The following is a 16,553-nucleotide window of genomic DNA, read 5'->3' as shown; positions in this document are numbered from 1 at the left end:
TTAGTGGTGTCGCTCTTCCTCGTCGATGCCTTTGCGCAGCGCATTCCAGGCCAGTGTCGCGCATTTGATCCGCGCCGGGAATTTGTTCACGCCGGAAAGGGCTTCGATATCTTCATAATCGCCGAACGTCACGTCCTCGCCTTGCATCAGTGCGGAGAAGCGGCTGGCCAGGTCCAGCGCCTGTTCCACGGTTTTGCCTTTAACGACTTCGGTCATCATCGAGGCGGAGGACATGCTGATTGAGCAGCCTTCGCCGACATACCGAGCCTCTTTAACGATCCCGTCCTCAACCTTCAACTGCAGTGTAATACGGTCTCCGCAGGTTGGATTGTTCAACTCCACCTTCATAGCGTCGTCTTCGAACAAGCCGCGGTTCCGGGGATTCTTATAATGATCCATGATTACACGTCTGTACAAATCATCCAATTGCATCGGCGAAATACTCCTTTGTCCGGATTAACGCCGAGGCCAGCCGGTCAATATCTTCTTCGTTGTTGTACAAGTACAAGCTGGCCCGCGCCGTTGAACTAGCTTCCAGCCAGCGCATAAGCGGCTGGCAGCAGTGATGGCCCGCCCGGACCGCAATTCCCTCCGCATCGAGCACGGTTGCTACGTCATGCGGGTGAACATCCCCCAGATTAAAGGTCACGACGCCCACTTGCCGGTTGCGCGGTCCGTAGATGGTGATGCCATCGATTTCGGAAAGCCGCTCCTCGGCATAGGCTGCGAGCTTGATCTCATGCCGGTGAATCTCATCGAGACCGACCTCCTGAAGGAAATCGATCGCGGCTCCGAGGCCGACAGCGCCCGCAATGATCGGCGTGCCGCCTTCGAACTTCCACGGCAGCTCCTTCCAGGTCGACTCGTAAAGACCAACGTCATCAATCATTTCCCCGCCGAATTCCACCGGCTCCATGGCTTCAAGCAGCGCTCTCTTGCCGTAAAGGGCGCCGATGCCGGTAGGCGCGCACATTTTGTGGCCGGACAACGCATAGAAATCGCAGTCCAGATCCTGGACGTCGACCTTCATATGCGGCGTGCTCTGCGCACCGTCCACCACCATAACCGCGCCATGCCGGTGGGCAATGGCCGCCAGCTCCTTCACCGGGCTTGTAACGCCCATTACGTTGGAAACATAGGCTACGGATACGATCTTCGTTCTGTCCGTAATCGTCTTCTCGGCGTCTTCCAACAGAATAGTTCCGTCTTTCTGCAGCGGAATGAACTTCAGCGTAGCTCCCGTCTTCTTGGCAAGCTGCTGCCACGGAATCAGGTTGCTGTGGTGCTCCATCAGCGTAATTACAATTTCATCGCCTTCGCCAACGGCGGAAGGCCCATAGGAGGAAGCTACCAAATTAAGCGCCGTCGTCGTACCGCGGGTAAATACGATTTCCTTGGTGCTTCGGGCGTTAATAAATTTGGCGACCTTCTCTCTGGCACCCTCATAGGCATCGGTGGCCCGGCTGCCCAGCGTATGGACGCCGCGGTGAACGTTGGAATTATCATGTTCATAATAAGCCTTGATCGCTTCAATAACCTGCCGAGGCTTCTGCGAAGTCGCAGCACTGTCCAGGTATACAAGCGGATGGCCGTTGACGTTCTGGTTCAGGATGGGGAATTGCTCCCGGATGGCCTTGTTCATTGTCCCAACTTCCTTTCCACAAGAGACTTCAGCTGTTCGCGCAGTCCCTCTAGTGGAATTTGCGACACAACCGGCGCAAGGAAGCCGTATATAACCAGTCTCTCTGCTTCGGCGCGCGAAATGCCGCGCGACATCAGATAGTAGATTTGCTCTGGATTGACCTGACCGACGGAAGCTGCGTGTCCTGCGGTCACGTCATCTTCGTCAATAAGCAGGATCGGATTGGCGTCCCCGCGTGCCTTCGGACTCAGCATCAGCACTTTTTCCGTCTGCTGGCCGTCTGCGCGCGTAGCGCCTTTCTCGATTTTGGTAATTCCGTTGATAATCGACGTTGCGCTTTCCCGCATTACCGCGCGGGTAATCATATTGCTTGGCGTGTTTTTGCCAAAATGCTGAGCCTGCGTCGTATAGTTCAGCTTTTGCGCGCCCGAGCCAACCGCAATGACTTTCGCGTCGGAGCTTGCCCCGTTGCCCTTAAGCACCGACTTCGTGTCGCTGGCCGTATCGCCTTCATTCATTTCGCCGACGATCCACTCGACCGCTCCGTCATTTTCAACAATGGCGCGGCGGTAAGTCACATCGGTCGTATCCGTTCCGAATTGATGCACCGTGGCGTAGCGGACTTTCGCTCCGGCTCCGACGAACACTTCGACAGCGCCGTTATGAAGTCCGGCTTCTTCCTTACCCGACACGTAGTTGTCGACATAGGTCACCGAGCTGTTGCTGTCGGCCACGATCAGGACGTGAGGCGCGAATGCAGCCTCCGCGTCGTCCGTCAGGAATATCGCCTGTACCGGCGTATCGACTACGACATTCTTCGGAATGTACAGGAACACGCCTCCGTTCCACAGCGCTGCGTGCAGCGCAGCGATCAAATGCTCCTCCGGTTTGACCGCAGTGTGCAGATAACGCTGCACAAGCTCGCCGTGTTCCTTAGCCGCAGTCTGCAGATCGGTGAAGATGACTCCCTTCTCCGCAAGCTCCGGGGCCAGGCGGGTATAGACTACTCCCGAATTCCGTTGAATGATCAGGCTGCCTTCCCCTGCGCTGCCAGCAAGTGCAGCAATGGAGGAGGGGGCTTCGTTCAATGCGGCAATCGCCGCGCTTTCTTTATAACTCCCGTACCCGTGTATATTCCAGCGCTCAATCCGTGTCTTCTCCAGTTTTGGAAGCTCCAGCTTCGCTGCAAGCTCCAGCGCCTTCAGGCGGCTTTCCTTCAGCCATTCCGGCTCTCCGCTTCGCAGCGACAGTTCGCTCAGCCGGCCGGCGTCCACCGGAAGAATGGTTTGCGTCATCATAATGGTCTCCTCCTTCCAGGTGTTCTTAAGCTTCCTGTCCTACGGTTTCATCTTCGATTCCGAGTTCTTCCTTTACCCATTCATAGCCTTCGGCTTCAAGACGTTCCGCCAGCTCCGGACCGCCGGATTTGACGATTCTGCCTTGCATCATTATATGAACAAAGTCAGGCTTGATATAGTTGAGCAAACGTTGGTAGTGGGTGATAACCAGGAATCCGCGGTCTTCGCTGCGCATAGCGTTTACCCCTTGGGCTACAACTCTCAATGCGTCGATATCCAGACCGGAGTCAATTTCGTCCAGAATGACGATTTTCGGTTCCAGCAACATCATTTGCAGGATTTCGTTGCGTTTCTTCTCGCCACCGGAGAAGCCTTCGTTCAAATAGCGGTGCATGAACTCGGGGTTCATTTCCAGTTCCTTCATTTTGCTTTCCATCTGGCGGATAAACTTGATTAGCGAAATTTCACTTCCCTCTTCGCGGCGGGCGTTAATCGCGCTGCGGAGAAAGTCGGAGTTCGTTACGCCGGCGATTTCACTCGGATACTGCATTGCAAGGAACAATCCGGCGCGGGCGCGCTCGTCAACGCCCATTTCCAGCAAGTCTTCGCCCTCAAGGGTTACAGTTCCTTCCGTTACTTCATATTTCGGATGGCCCATCAGCGAAGAAGCAAGTGTACTCTTGCCGGTGCCGTTCGGCCCCATGATGGCATGAACCTCGCCGCCCTTCATTTGAAGGTTGAACCCCTTTAGAATCTCTTTCCCCTCAACTGTCGCTTTCAAACCCTCAATGACAAATTCTGCTGCCATAACGTTCATTCCCTCCATTGATCGATTTGCGAAATCAGAATTATATTAAAACAGGTTAGCCCTGATCCCAGCGTTATGCTTTATAGTGCTTATCAAATTATAATCATTATAATTTGATTCTCACTGATTATCAATGATTTTCACTCATTTTATTATAATGAACCTGTCATTACAAACCGAATTTTCATTTTTTCAAAATCTTTCAACGAAGTTTCACCATTATTGTCATATTATTGCCCTAATATGGACTTAATTCTCACACGCTTTTCTTCAAACGACTCTTCGCTCAAAACCGGGTTTAACCGGATGTCGTCCTTCAGCGCCGGAAGCTCAATCCAGGAACGGCAGCCCCCATATTCCGGAAGCGCCTCGATCAGAACCGGCTCCTCCAGCTTGTATACCCGGAGCAGTAATATATGAAGCGGCTGCTTCGCCTTCCATTTGAGCCGCTCCTCGGCCAAATTTCCCGTCCACATATGATAAGGATAAAGCAGCTCAAGCTGCGCGAAATCACGCACTTCAAGATCATCGGTTGCCTCGGCATATGCGGTAAGCTTCACATGGGCGGCTCCCGCATCAAATTCCGAAAGTGAACGCTCCACGAAGGATTGATAGGGGTCCTTGATCAGGTGGGCCCGCTGGTGTTCATAGGTCGGGAACAGATAAAAGGAACGGCTCTTCAGCTCAAACCGCCTCGTTTCCTCCTCGATGCCGCCTTTTCGCATAAGCAGGATCTGATCACCTTCCAGCAGAACATCAATGACCGAAGCCCATTCTTTCAGAGCGACGGGGTTGAGTTTCATCGCTTATCCCTCCTTCCAATCCCAATTTTTCAGCTGCTTATGAATCTATTATAACGGCATTCGTTCCATTCCGACAGGCTGATGTTAAAAAAGCTTCCGCAAAAAGACCATCCAAGCTCGTAATTCGGAACCAGTAAGTCGTAAAAAAAAGCGCCGTGTATAGATTTCCTTCCTCAGCCGCGGTATCATCTCGAAATATTTTCCAAAGCAGTTTTTTTCAAAAGGCATTACGAATTTGTCGAATAACGCAAAAAAGCCTCCCGGGGGAGGCTTTTCCGCTAATTCATAGATCTTCACTGCCTGTCAAACGTACGGTCCGTTCCTCAGCCGAGGAAAGAACGTAGCATCCAGGCATGCTTTTCAAAGTCGGTGCGGATTTTGATGAACAGGTCCGCCGTCGGGTGGTCGCCGCTTTCTTCCGCCAGTTCAATACCTTCCGTTACTTCTTCGGCAATAGTGGTGAAATCCTCGATCAGCGATTGCACCATCGCACGCGTATCCTCCTTGCCGGTTGCTTCCTGAATGGTCGCAATCTCCAGATACTCCTTCAAGGTTGCAGCCGGTTGCCCTTTGATGCTCAAGAGACGCTCGGCTACCTCGTCCATTTTCTCCGTAACCTCATCATATAATTCTTCGAATTTGACATGAAGCGAGAAGAACTGCTCGCCTTTTACATACCAATGGTAATTGTGTATTTTGACATACAGCACATTCAGATTGGCAACCTGACGGTTCAATACTTGCTCGACTGAGGTAGATTCAACTTTATTTGTTGCTTTAGCCATTTTAAATCCCTTCCTTGTCCAAAAATGTAGCCGGCATCTCATCCGATGGTCCGGCCCTGCCGCTGTCTACTGACCAATTACCCCGATGTCCCTCCGGGCGAAACAATATGACCAAATCTCCATAATTTTTTCAAAATACCGGATGGATCGACTTCTGTAGGATGCTCAAAGGGATTCCCGCTTATGCCTGACCTGTCCGCTTCCGGCTTATTTACACAAACGCGTAACATCTATTTATGGATATCAATTTGGCTAAAGGCTGAGCATTAAAAAAAGGGCCGATTGGCCCCATCTCACCTGCGCATTTCTCTACAGCATTCTGAGCAAAGCCTCAGACCCGGTCATGCCCGGAACGATTCCAAGCTTCTCCGCTTCGAACGTCACGGATTCCAGCGGTGCGGCAAGCAGCTGCTCCAAAGTTCGTACCCCCACAGCCCTTCCGGCAATGATGCCCCGGTCCGCAAGACGTTCGTTCAGCAGTCCGACATCAAGCGCTCCGCACATAATATAACCTTTATCGGTGCTGATCGTCAGCAGCGTCGTTTTGGGCAGTTTCACTTCCACGCCAAGCATGATATGATTGCCGACCGCTACAGGCTCTAAAGTCACCATTAACAGCCACCTCCCTTATCGTTTCCCCGCTCTATGTGTATGCCTGCCTTCTTGCAGACGTGTGGACGATGGTCCCGATTTTTACGGATGAATCAGGTGACAAAAGGCCCATTCTCCCCAAAATTCTTCTATATTATTATTTCGCATTTAATGATATAGTTTGTTTACATAGAACCATTCCTAAGGATAAGCTGGGGGCATTATGGACAAAAAAACACTAAGCGAAGACGATCATTATTTGTTTAACGTCGACATCTTGATTAATGCCCGTACCCATCCGCTTGCTCTGCAGTATTTGCTGGAACTGATGAACGGCAGCCAGGTCGTAGGTGATTTCAAAATCAATTCGGAACTCCCCCTGGGAAAAAAAATCGACAGCCTGCTGAATCCGCCTAAAACGTTGTCCAAACAGGAAAGCGCTCTGCTCAAGAAACTCTCGGGTTATAAGTCTTCCGTGCACGCTTCGCCTTCTGCAGCGGCATCTCCTCCGAAGGCACCCGCGGAAAGTCCCGCAGACGCCTTCGAACAGATTCGCACGTTTATCCGGGATAACCGGCTGGTCCGGTTAAGGGCCAACCGCCAAGGCAAGCAGTTGTCACTCCCGTGCCGTATTCTGAATTTTGACGAAGAGACAGGCACCATAAACGTCTATCATGTAGACGAGAAGCAGGTATATACGTTCAGGCTGAATGAAATCGACGAATTTTTATAAAAAGCAAACGAGGGTGCCTTTAGACCATAAGACGGTCTAAGAGCACCCTCGCTTGCGTAATGCCATAAGATCGCTCCGCGAGATTCAATGCGCTTCTGCCACCGGAGCGCCTTTTGAAACTAGCGGGCTTTTTTCCGGGACCAGCCCTCCAAAGCCAGCAGCAGCCAGCCGGCAATGAAGCATACTCCGCCTAACGGAGTAATTGCCCCCAGCACCTTGATTCCCGAAATGCTCAGCGCATAAAGGCTCCCCGAGAACAGGATGATGCCGGCAATAAGCAGCCAGCCGGACCAACGTAGCCGGCCGCTTTCGCCCCATTGTCCGGCGGCAAAGCCGACGATCAGCAGACCCAGCGCATGCATCATGTGATAATGGACGCCCGTTTCATAGACCGCCATCGCCGATTCATCGAGCGAGGCTTTCAGGATATGGGCGCCGAAAGCGCCGACGGCTACGGCCAGCATGGCGAGCAGCGCTCCCCAAGTGATAAATGTCCGCTGCAAAGACTGACAACTCCTTATCCTATGCCGAGAATACGCTACATACGGCATGCTTTTTCGATCCCTTCTATCATAACGGATGCACAGCCGCCATATCCAGTGTTCACCTTTTTTGCCAGAGGCCTTGCATTTGGAGCTTAGCCTGTGAACAATAGTTATAGCATATACATAGTAAATAATCGGCAAAGGAGCATACCCAGTCTATGGATGAACAGGATTTTCCCAAGCAAGACCCACAGCAAAACAACCCCTATACCGGTGCCCCCGGCTTCTCTCCCTACCCGGAGGAACCGCGAAAGCTCAAGCATTCCGGCCCGGGCATCGCCTCCTTTGTCATCGCTATGGTGACAATTGCAGGATACATCGTCTCCTTCATAGTCGCCGGAGCTTTGGTCGGGCCGGTAGTTAATGAACCACTCACGTTTAATGACCAGGGAGGCGAAGGTTTCCTGTTCCTCGGCTTGTCGGTGCTTGCGCTTGCGGCGCTTAATTTCATCGGCCTGGTGGTGGGGATCATCGGCCTTGCCCTGCGCGGTAGGCGCAAAGTATTCGGAATCATCGGGACGATCATCAACGGACTAATCTTACTTATGTTCGTACTGCTCATTGCGGTGGTTCTGATAAGCGTAGGTGCCCTTTAGGAGAAGTCAGGGAACGAGCGCTTCTCCCTTGAATGGCGGCTTCGACTGCATAAGCGGCCCCTCGGGTTGTCCGGGTAATACCCGAAGACAAGACCCGAGGGGCCGTTTTGTCTCTCCGCCTGTGAAGCCTTTTATGCTGCGATTAGCGGTTCACAAGCGTATTCAATGAAGCGAAGGCATGTGGCGGAAATCCTTCCGTGGCGTCACCGAATGGGATATTCATGGTAATGATATAGCCCTGCCCGCCCGACTCCTTGACGATATATTTTTTCGTCCCGTCCTTGCCGGTTGCGGTCAGGAACAGCCGGGCGTCCGCCATAGCCCGGGTTCTCTCGTCCCCTTTAAGCTCTTTGACCTCTCCAATCTTGGACAGCTCCTTGCTGCCTTCAAGCCGCAAATAATCCAGATTAAAGTCCGAAGGAAGCTTCTCAATGTCGGCGTAATATTCGGAATCCACCTTCAGATAGATCCGGCCCTTCGCCTGGTCGAAACCAAGAATATCGAATAAATACACCGCATAACCGTTGCCTTGGGCAAGCGCAGCCGTCTTCACTTCCTTGCTGCCTTCCAGCGTAAGCTCCAGCTTCTTCGTGGGCGGCAATTCGGACGAACTATCCGCGCTTCCTTCCGAAGCGCTCAGCTTGGTGAGCACACGCTGCTTGACCGAATCGTCGCCCTCCACCTCTTTTTCCACGTATTCAAAGGAGACCTTGTTCTCTTCATTCAGCGTTTCCGGCACATTCTCCAATCCGGCTCCGAGTTCAAAGGCAATCGGACCTTCCTCCGTCTGGATTTCTATGGAATGATTATCGATTTGACCGTTGTAGACCCCGGTCCCTTTTATAACCTGAGTCTCCCCGCCCGCCGGCTGGCTCGGTGAAGCGGGTGGTTCAGGCGCCGTGCTCGGTTCGGGAACGGCCGTGAGCGCAGTCGTCGGCGAAGCCGAGACAGGCGCATCCGTAGAGCCTGCGGCAGGCTTATCTCCCGTGCAAGCCGTCAGGGCGAGCAAGAATACGGCAAGAGCGGCCGCGGCCGATATGGAACGTTGTGGTTTCATGCAGTTTTGCCTCCTTAAGGTTCTCGTGCGGTGCGCACTTACCCTTTTAACGTCCCATCCCGTGCTAAGGTTGCAAATGAATTTTTCCGGAAACCGGCCTTTGCCTTCTCCGCCGCTTTCAGCGCACATATCCCCAAGCCCCGTGAATATACTTTAGTTACAACTACCGGCTTCCCCGCCCCGGCTCTTTGCCGGGTCTGTCCCCCTTATGCCGGTCCGCGCCGCAAGCCGCGAATTCTTTCGTTTCTTATATTCCATGGGAGGTGATCCTCTTTGCCGCAATCGTCACAGCCTTTTTCATTCGTCGTCTCAAGAGAAGACTGGTCCCTGCACCGCAAAGGCCATCAGGATCAGGAACGTCACCAGCAGAAGGTCAAGGAAGCGATCAAGAGCAATCTGCCCGATCTCGTTACGGAAGAGAACATTATCATGTCCGATGGCAAGCAAATTGTGAAAGTGCCGATCCGCAGTCTGGATGAGTACCGGATTATTTATAATTACCGCAAACAGAAGCATGTCGGGCAAGGCGACGGAGACAGCCAAATTGGAGATGTTCTGGGACGGGAACCGGCCCAGGCGGGTCCGGGCAAGGGAGATAAAGCCGGCGATCAGCCGGGTCAGGACCTGGTGGAGGCGGAGGTCGATCTGGAGGATCTGGAGGACATTCTGTTTCAGGAATTTGAGCTGCCGCATCTGAAGCCCAAGGACAAGGAAGAAGTTGAGGTCCAGTCCATCGTCTTCAACGATATCCGCAAAAAAGGCATGATGTCCAATATCGACAAAAAGCGCACCCTGCTTGAGAACCTGCGCCGCAACGCCAGAGCCGGTATTCCGAAAATTCACCGCATCAGTCCCGACGATCTGCGCTACAAAACATGGGACGAAACGACCATCCCGCATTCCAACGCGGTCATTATCGCCATGATGGATACTTCGGGCAGTATGGGAACCTTTGAAAAATACTGCGCCCGCAGCTTCTTCTTCTGGATGACCCGCTTCCTGCGCCGCCAGTACGAGAAGGTCGAGATTGTCTTTCTGGCCCATCATACAGAAGCCAAAGAGGTCACCGAGCATGATTTCTTCACCCGGGGCGAGAGCGGCGGAACGATCTGTTCGTCGGCTTATCAAAAAGCGCTGGATATTATCGACAAGCGGTACCCGCCTTCCAAGTACAACATCTATCCTTTCCATTTCTCGGACGGCGACAATTTAAGCTCCGACAACGAGCGCTGCGTCAAGCTGATCGGGGAGCTCCTGAAGCGCAGCAATATCTTCGGCTACGGCGAAGTCAACCAGTATAACCGGAGCAGCACGCTGATGTCGGCATATAAGCATATCAAGCAGCCGCAGTTTATGTACTATGTCATCAAGGACAAGAAGGAAGTGTATCAGGCGCTGAAGACCTTTTTCGCCAAAAAAGAGCCCGCAGGCCGGTAATCCGCTAACCCCGGACGCCACGGGAACGGACCGGTTTTTCGGTTTCACACCTTACAGCCTTTAGCAGCATACAAAAACGAAAAAATGGCAGTTTATTACCGAAAAAAGCTTCCCTGTTGTAAGAACGGGAAGCTTTTCATATTTTATATGGGCTAAGCAGCTATTTCCCTTTACGCTCTTACCCTTTGCTGGCTCCCGCTGTCAATCCGTCTACCAGCAAACGTTGGAGGAAAGCGAACAAGATCATAATCGGCACAGCAATCAGTACGGCTCCGGCCGAGAACAGGGTAAAGTTGGAGTTCTGAATGGTATTAACCATGTCCCACATCCCCACCGCGACGGTCCAGTTCTCTTTTGTCCGCAGAATCAGCCGTGCGAAAATGAAGTCAACCCATGGTCCGACAAACTGGGTCAGCGCCATAAAAGTAATCATCGGTCGTGATAATGGCAGAATAATTCTCGCGAAGATGCCGAAGTTGCTTGCCCCGTCAATCCGTGCGGCCTCGTCAAGGGAACGGGGAATCGTATCGAGAAAGCCTTTGGCGATGAATGTTCCGCTGAGAGGAGCGCCGGCCGCGTAGACGATAATTAACGCCAGATGAGTATCCAGAAGATGAAACTCCTTCAGCAGCAAATAAATGGCGATCATACTCATAAAGCCCGGGAACATGCCGAGAATCAGCAGCGTGGACAATGCCGTCTGACGGCCCTTAAAACGAAATCTCGATACCGCATAGCTTGTCAGCAGAGTCAACAATACGCCGATCAGCATAGAACAAAGAGCGATCTTCAACGTATTCATGTACCAGGTGCCGAACAAATAGACCTGAGAAGTAAAGAGCTCTTTATAATGGACAAGCGTCAGCTGATCCGGAATAAAATGTTTGCTGTACAGCGACTTTCCGGGCCGAAGCGATCCGAAAACAATCCATATCGCCGGATACAGGGCGGATATCGCCAGCACAACCAGGACGATATAACTCGCAGCCAGACGAATGATATTTGCCAGTTTACGTCCGTTCATTGGATCATGTCCTCCTGTTTGAATGAATTGGTCCGGCGGTAGTTGTATATCGAAAAAGAAGCGATGATGATAAAGATAATAATCCCTACGGCGGCGGCCATGTTGTTTTTGTTCTGGTCAAGCGTCAATTTATACAACCATGTTACGAGCAAATCGGTTGAACCTGCGTATTGATAATTCCCGTTCACCGGATTTCCGCCCGTAAGCAGAAAAATCGCGTTAAAGTTGTTGATGTTGCCCGCAAACTGCGTAATAAGCGTAGGAGCAGTGGTGAACAGAACCATGGGTAAAGTGACAATACGAAATTTTTGAAAATTGGAAGCTCCGTCAACCTCAGCTGCTTCGTACATATCCCGCGGAATTGTCGTAAGAACACCCATAATAAGCAGCATTGACACCGGTATACCAACCCACATATTTACAATAATGACGGTTACCTTGGCCCAGAACGGATCGGTTAGCCACGGCAGTCCGCCGAGTCCAAAATATCTCAGATATTGATTGATCGGGCCGAATTGCCCATTGAACAGGTTGCGCATCAGCAGCAGGGAGATCAGCTGAGGAACAGCATACGGAATAATCAGAATCGCTCTCCAGAACCCTTTGAATTTTATACCCTGCTGGCTAATCAGCAGCGCTACCAGCAGACCTCCGAAATAAGTGGTAACCGTCGATAAAATCGCCCATATAATTGTCCAGGTCAGAACCCCGTAAAAAGTATGGCTCCATGTCTTCAGTGCCAGCAAATTGCGGAATGTTTCGAAGCCGACCCAATCCACAAGCTTTGCCGGCGGTACGTGCGAGGGGGCGGAATAGTTCGTAAAGGCAATCAGGATCATGAAGATAATCGGCATGATGGTGAAGAACAAAATGCCAACGGCGGGAAGAATCAGGAAGGTTTCCGCAAATTTATAATCCTTGATATAGCGGAGCGTTTGCTTGAAATGATTAACGGCAATTCCGGCTTCCCGCTTCTTGGCGGTATGGAATGCATCCCTGATGTTCATATACCAGGCAATCAGAAACAAAATCAGAACAAACAAGGTAATCAAGCTCTGAATCAAAATATAAATGGAATGGTCTCCAGCCACCATTTTCGTGATACCGTTCACTTTTGCCAAATGGTTGGGTGTATCTCCCAAAGTGACGATGCCCCATAAGGCCCTTCCCAAATTCCCGATAAAATAATAGAGACAAGCCGATTCGATCAAGAATAAAATGATACCTTTAATGAATTGGCGGTTGTATATTTGTCCGAGTCCCATAAAAATCGTCGACAGTATCGTTGCTGTTGCGCGTTGTCGCCGCATCCTTCTCCGCTCTCCTCTCCCGGGGGAATCTATATCGCCCGCCAGGCTTGACGCGGCGGGCGATAGTGATTGTTTCATTATTGAGCTGCGGCTCCATTGTTTAAATCCTTGATTTGCTGAACCGCTCTGTCCATTGCCGCCTTCGGATCGGCATTTTTATCCCAAATTTCCGGCAGCGCCGCGTTAGCCGGGCTCCATACATTGCCCATCTCCGGTATGGACGGCATAGGCTGGGAATTTTTCGCTTGTTCGGCAAGGGCCGACACATAAGGATCATTTTTAACTTGCGGATCCTCCAAAGCTTCCTTGTTCGTCGGGATGGAACCGATAAGCTTGTTCAGCAGAAGCTGGGCATCTTTGCTGGTAGCGAACTCGGCATACAATTTGGCGGCATTCGGATACTGACTATAGGCATTAACTCCGTAGATTTTGATGCCGGAGAATGAAACCGCCGTTTTACCGTCAACTGTCGGCAGCGGCGCTAAACCCAACTTGTCTCCAAGCGCTTGTTTATAGCCGGCCAATTCCCACGGACCGTTAATATCCATAGCTACGTCTCCGGAATTGAACAGGCTGCGCTTGATATCCGGGTTGATATCCCCGCTCTTGATCGGCAGTGCCTCTTTCATTTTGACAAAGGCTTTCAAGCCTTCAATGGCTTGATCAGAGTTCAGGCCAATATCGTCCTTGTTAGTGCCGCTATCGCCAAAGACATAACCGCCTGTCGAAGCGATAAACATATAGTTAAAATACAGGTTGCCGACTTCCCACATAATCCCGTATTTGTTCTTCGATTTGTCCGTGAACGTCTTGCTGAAAGCAAGTACATCGTCAAAAGACTTCGGCGCTTCCTTCACCAGCGATTTGTTGTAATACAGGGCGTAGGTCTCGGCGGAACGCGGGTAGCCGTACAGTTCGCCCTCAAAGCTGGCTCCGGTAATTGAGGCCTCGGTGTTGTTCTTTTTGGTCTCCTCGGCAAACACATCGTTTGGAAGGACAAGACTCGCGGCTACCGCTTTGCCCAGATTGTCATGAGGAATAACGATAACGTCCGCTCCCAATCCCGAAGGACCGTCTTGAGACAATTTCGTCACTTGATCGGATGGAGCCACTTCTTCGATTTTGACCGGCACATTATATTTTTGGGTAAATTCCTTGGCGATTTGCTCGGTGAACGCCCTTTCTTCTTTACTTTCCCATACCGTCAAAGCAGCTCCGTCTTCGGGAGTGATTTGAGAGGACACTGATCCCGTGTTCGTACCTCCAGAATTGGAGGCGCTTTCTGTAGGTGCACTCGTTTGGGCGGAATTCGCTCCGTTATTTCCGGACCCGCAGGCCGTAATGGAGACAGCCATTGTGAACGCAGCGGCAAGAGTGACAAACTTTTTCATCTTCAATTTCATTAGCCCCTTTCGTGTTCAATTCCCTTAATTTTTGAGTTGAAGTGATCAAGTTCGGCAGTTTGCGCAAACGATTGCAAAAAAGCTGCCACAGGACCGTAATTCTTATCTTATTTCGTCGAATTAGACAATCCCACAACTTGGAAGCGCTTCATTTCGAACCAATCATACAATAGCGTATCTTGTTTGTAAAAACGCTCTCACATAGAATTTTACGTCATTTAGTCTAATTTTTCCGGGAAAATCACCTATTATCTTCTAAAATTAAAATATATCTCCTGTTTTCGTTTCTTTTTTTAAAACATTTATTAGTGAACTGCAAATATTCATGCATATTCAAGCAAAACAGGAAAGCCAAATTAAGCAGAGTAAGACTGCAAAAAAATCTCTATTCTTCCCTGAGCCTGTTCGAAGCAAAAACAATTTTGTGCAAAGGTTTGAATTCACTATTGCCTGTAATCTTGGCCTCATGCTATAATCCTAATCATTCCGGAAGTAATCGCTTTCCCGGATACCAATTTAAAGGCAATGCTACTTGTTACAGGTACATCCTCGGTCGTTTCCCGGCTTTGGATGTGCCTTTTTGCTTTGGTTTAAGGGCGCATAATCTCCTTTGTCGTGACCGGGGTGGCTTAAATAACGAGGTGTCCTGGAGCAAGAGAGTCCCGTTAAAAAAATTTTTGGGAGGTTTTGTTCATGTTACTGGAAGCTGTCTATCATCGCCCACGGGTCAACTGGTCCTATGCTTATGATGAGAACACAATTCATCTGCGGCTTCGCGCCAAAAAAGGCGATTTGACCGAAGTGTTCGCCTGGGTAGGAGATAAATATGCCTGGGATCAAACCAAGGAACTGATTCCAATGACCGTTTTTGCCTCGGATGACATGTTTGACTATTGGGAATGCGAGTCCGTTCCGCCGTTCCGCCGGCTGAAATACGGCTTTCTGCTGCAAAAGGGTAAAGAGCGGATCTGGATGACGGAAAGCGAATTTCAAGCCGAGCGTCCCTTGAATCCTTATCGGCTGTTTGAATTCCCTTATATCAACCGCGGCGACGTCTTCGCACCTCCTGCCTGGGTCAAGGATTCGGTCTTTTATCAAATTTTCCCGGAGCGTTTCGCGAATGGAGACCCCAGCCTTGATCCGGAAAACGTTGAGCCTTGGGGCGGCGTTCCGAAACCGAACAATTTTTTCGGCGGCGACCTGCAGGGTGTGATCAATCATCTGGACCACCTGACCGAACTCGGCATTACCGGTATCTACTTTACGCCTGTGTTCGCCGCTGCCTCGAATCATAAATACGACACAGAGGACTACATGAGAGTCGATCCGCATTTCGGTGACACCGAGACGTTGAAGCGGCTTGTGGACGCCTGCCACGAAAGAGGAATTCGCGTGCTGCTCGACGCCGTGTTCAATCATTCGGGCAGTACCTTTGCCCCGTTTGTCGACGTCGTCCGGAACGGGGAGAACTCTGTTTATAAGGACTGGTTTCATATCCGCAGGTTTCCGGTTCATTCCGAGAATGGAATTCCCACGTACGATGCCTTTGGCTTTGTGAGAGAAATGCCGAAGCTGAATACCGAACATCCGGACGTCAAGCGTTATCTCCTGGGCGTTGCCGAATACTGGATCAAGGAAGTAGGCATCGACGGCTGGCGTCTAGACGTGGCTAACGAAGTGGATCACGGTTTCTGGCGCGATTTCCGGAAGGTCGTCAAGCAGGCCAACCCCGAAGCGTATATTTTGGGCGAAATTTGGCATGAATCCGCCCCTTGGCTGGAGGGAGACAAATTTGACGCCGTCATGAACTATCCATTTACCGAGGCGGTACTCGATTTCTTCATACGCGGCTCTTTGGATTCGGAAGGCTTTGCCCATGCGATCGGCAAGCAGTTATCCCGTTACCCGCTTCAAGCCAGCGAAGTCGCCTTCAATCTTCTGGACAGCCACGATACCGCCCGTTTGCTGACGCTCGCCGGAGGCGACAAGCGTATAATGAAACTGGCCGCGCTGTTCCAATTCACATTCATGGGCGCTCCCTGCATCTATTACGGTGATGAGATCGGTCTTGAAGGCGGTGAAGATCCGGGCTGCCGGAAATGTATGGAATGGGACAAGGCCAAGCAGGACCGCGAGCTGTTCGGCTTCTACCGCAAGCTGATCGACATCCGGAAGAGTCATCCTTCGCTCCGTACCGGCACAATGACTTTTCTTGAAGCCAATCGTCACGGCAGCAAGCTGGCCTACGAACGCCGGCTGGGGGACGAGTCAGTGATTGTGCTTCTTAATAATGAAGATACGGCGCAATCGTTCCATTTTAATGTAGAGATAGAGCGCTGGAAAGACCTGTTCACCGGGGAAACGCTTAGCATAAGCCGGGGCGTACTATCCGTCAAGCTGCCTGCCTACGGCTTTGCAGTTCTGGGCGCAGCAGACCTATAACTTTTCTATACCTTTTATGGTCCGGCCTTGCAAAGTTCAACTATTTACAATTGATTGGACTTCGATTAAGATAAGCTTA

16 protein-coding genes are annotated in these 16,553 nt (G+C 51.1%); 4 read left to right on the top strand and 12 right to left on the bottom strand.

The genetic code is table 11. From position 1 onward, the window contains the following. The 7 genes from sufU to G5B47_RS11495 all read right to left on the bottom strand — a co-directional run bounded on the left by sufU (position 1) and on the right by G5B47_RS11495 (position 5,948). Positions 1-432, bottom strand: coding sequence for a Fe-S cluster assembly sulfur transfer protein SufU (sufU, locus tag G5B47_RS11525; protein WP_025334153.1), 432 nt, complete (start codon positions 430-432; stop codon positions 1-3). Beyond that, positions 419-1,642 (bottom strand): cysteine desulfurase, encoded by a 1,224-nt coding sequence (locus G5B47_RS11520; RefSeq protein WP_025334152.1) that lies wholly within the window; start codon positions 1,640-1,642, stop codon positions 419-421. Before G5B47_RS11520 ends, sufU begins: the two co-directional genes overlap by 14 nt. After that, complete coding sequence (gene sufD, locus G5B47_RS11515) at positions 1,639-2,940, bottom strand: Fe-S cluster assembly protein SufD (protein WP_165098014.1); 1,302 nt, start codon at positions 2,938-2,940, stop codon at positions 1,639-1,641. Before sufD ends, G5B47_RS11520 begins: the two co-directional genes overlap by 4 nt. A gap of 25 nt (positions 2,941-2,965) precedes the next feature. Next, positions 2,966-3,748 (bottom strand): Fe-S cluster assembly ATPase SufC, encoded by a 783-nt coding sequence (gene sufC / locus G5B47_RS11510; RefSeq protein WP_165098012.1) that lies wholly within the window; start codon positions 3,746-3,748, stop codon positions 2,966-2,968. Positions 3,749-3,978: 230 nt separating this feature from the next. Then, entirely contained in the window at positions 3,979-4,551 is a 573-nt protein-coding gene (locus G5B47_RS11505) for a DUF1802 family protein (protein WP_165098010.1), read from the bottom strand. 323 nt (positions 4,552-4,874) lie between these two features. Continuing rightward, the gene (locus G5B47_RS11500) at positions 4,875-5,336 is read right to left on the bottom strand and encodes a Dps family protein (protein ID WP_165098007.1); all 462 of its coding nucleotides are present in this window, start codon (positions 5,334-5,336) and stop codon (positions 4,875-4,877) included. A gap of 309 nt (positions 5,337-5,645) precedes the next feature. Continuing rightward, on the bottom strand, positions 5,646-5,948 hold the full coding sequence (locus tag G5B47_RS11495) for a YunC family protein (RefSeq protein WP_124694681.1): 303 nt from the start codon (positions 5,946-5,948) through the stop codon (positions 5,646-5,648). Positions 5,949-6,150: 202 nt separating this feature from the next. Between G5B47_RS11495 and G5B47_RS11490 the strand changes: the two genes are divergently transcribed. Then, entirely contained in the window at positions 6,151-6,660 is a 510-nt protein-coding gene (locus tag G5B47_RS11490; RefSeq protein ID WP_025334146.1) for a hypothetical protein, read from the top strand. A 119-nt stretch (positions 6,661-6,779) separates the two neighbouring features. Here G5B47_RS11490 and G5B47_RS11485 read toward each other — a convergent pair whose 3' ends face one another. Beyond that, positions 6,780-7,163, bottom strand: a complete 384-nt coding sequence (locus G5B47_RS11485; RefSeq protein WP_165098004.1) for a DUF423 domain-containing protein — start codon at positions 7,161-7,163, stop codon at positions 6,780-6,782. Between the two features lie 200 nt (positions 7,164-7,363). Here G5B47_RS11485 and G5B47_RS11480 point away from each other — a divergent pair, with 200 nt between their 5' ends. After that, positions 7,364-7,801, top strand: coding sequence for a hypothetical protein (locus G5B47_RS11480; protein ID WP_165098002.1), 438 nt, complete (start codon positions 7,364-7,366; stop codon positions 7,799-7,801). Positions 7,802-7,943: 142 nt separating this feature from the next. On the opposite strand, the gene G5B47_RS11475 is transcribed toward G5B47_RS11480, so the two are convergent. Beyond that, on the bottom strand, positions 7,944-8,858 hold the full coding sequence (locus tag G5B47_RS11475) for a hypothetical protein (RefSeq protein WP_165098000.1): 915 nt from the start codon (positions 8,856-8,858) through the stop codon (positions 7,944-7,946). A 273-nt stretch (positions 8,859-9,131) separates the two neighbouring features. On the opposite strand from G5B47_RS11475, the gene yhbH reads away from it, so the two are divergent. Then, entirely contained in the window at positions 9,132-10,295 is a 1,164-nt protein-coding gene (gene yhbH / locus G5B47_RS11470; RefSeq protein ID WP_165097998.1) for a sporulation protein YhbH, read from the top strand. A 178-nt stretch (positions 10,296-10,473) separates the two neighbouring features. Here the strand turns inward: yhbH and G5B47_RS11465 are convergent, their stop codons facing one another. The 3 genes from G5B47_RS11465 to G5B47_RS11455 form a co-directional block, all read right to left on the bottom strand. Continuing rightward, positions 10,474-11,319: a sugar ABC transporter permease gene (locus G5B47_RS11465; RefSeq protein ID WP_165097996.1), complete on the bottom strand. Its 846-nt coding sequence runs from the start codon at positions 11,317-11,319 to the stop codon at positions 10,474-10,476. Further along, entirely contained in the window at positions 11,316-12,629 is a 1,314-nt protein-coding gene (locus tag G5B47_RS11460) for a carbohydrate ABC transporter permease (RefSeq protein WP_165097994.1), read from the bottom strand. The genes G5B47_RS11465 and G5B47_RS11460 overlap by 4 nt, the downstream gene beginning before the upstream one ends. Positions 12,630-12,706: 77 nt before the next feature. Beyond that, entirely contained in the window at positions 12,707-14,026 is a 1,320-nt protein-coding gene (locus G5B47_RS11455; RefSeq protein WP_165097992.1) for a sugar ABC transporter substrate-binding protein, read from the bottom strand. A gap of 699 nt (positions 14,027-14,725) precedes the next feature. Here G5B47_RS11455 and G5B47_RS11450 point away from each other — a divergent pair. Then, positions 14,726-16,474, top strand: coding sequence for an alpha-glycosidase (locus tag G5B47_RS11450; RefSeq protein WP_165097990.1), 1,749 nt, complete (start codon positions 14,726-14,728; stop codon positions 16,472-16,474). The last annotated feature ends 79 nt before the right edge of the window (positions 16,475-16,553 follow it).

Origin of the sequence: Paenibacillus apii, assembly GCF_011043685.1 — a bacterium.
Classification (GTDB): domain Bacteria; phylum Bacillota; class Bacilli; order Paenibacillales; family Paenibacillaceae; genus Paenibacillus_AQ; species Paenibacillus_AQ sabinae.
This window is presented reverse-complemented; position numbering and strand designations above follow the sequence as displayed.

Coding starts and splice junctions, on each gene's coding strand:
- G5B47_RS11505 (WP_165098010.1), bottom strand. CDS start 4,551: ATGAAACTCAACCCCGTCGCTCTGAAAGAATGGGCTTCGGTCATTGAT.
- G5B47_RS11480 (WP_165098002.1), top strand. CDS start 7,364: ATGGATGAACAGGATTTTCCCAAGCAAGACCCACAGCAAAACAACCCC.
- sufD (WP_165098014.1), bottom strand. CDS start 2,940: ATGATGACGCAAACCATTCTTCCGGTGGACGCCGGCCGGCTGAGCGAA.
- G5B47_RS11490 (WP_025334146.1), top strand. CDS start 6,151: ATGGACAAAAAAACACTAAGCGAAGACGATCATTATTTGTTTAACGTC.
- G5B47_RS11450 (WP_165097990.1), top strand. CDS start 14,726: ATGTTACTGGAAGCTGTCTATCATCGCCCACGGGTCAACTGGTCCTAT.
- G5B47_RS11460 (WP_165097994.1), bottom strand. CDS start 12,629: ATGCGGCGACAACGCGCAACAGCAACGATACTGTCGACGATTTTTATG.
- G5B47_RS11475 (WP_165098000.1), bottom strand. CDS start 8,858: ATGAAACCACAACGTTCCATATCGGCCGCGGCCGCTCTTGCCGTATTC.
- sufC (WP_165098012.1), bottom strand. CDS start 3,748: ATGGCAGCAGAATTTGTCATTGAGGGTTTGAAAGCGACAGTTGAGGGG.
- G5B47_RS11495 (WP_124694681.1), bottom strand. CDS start 5,948: ATGGTGACTTTAGAGCCTGTAGCGGTCGGCAATCATATCATGCTTGGC.
- G5B47_RS11520 (WP_025334152.1), bottom strand. CDS start 1,642: ATGAACAAGGCCATCCGGGAGCAATTCCCCATCCTGAACCAGAACGTC.
- G5B47_RS11500 (WP_165098007.1), bottom strand. CDS start 5,336: ATGGCTAAAGCAACAAATAAAGTTGAATCTACCTCAGTCGAGCAAGTA.
- G5B47_RS11465 (WP_165097996.1), bottom strand. CDS start 11,319: ATGAACGGACGTAAACTGGCAAATATCATTCGTCTGGCTGCGAGTTAT.
- sufU (WP_025334153.1), bottom strand. CDS start 432: ATGCAATTGGATGATTTGTACAGACGTGTAATCATGGATCATTATAAG.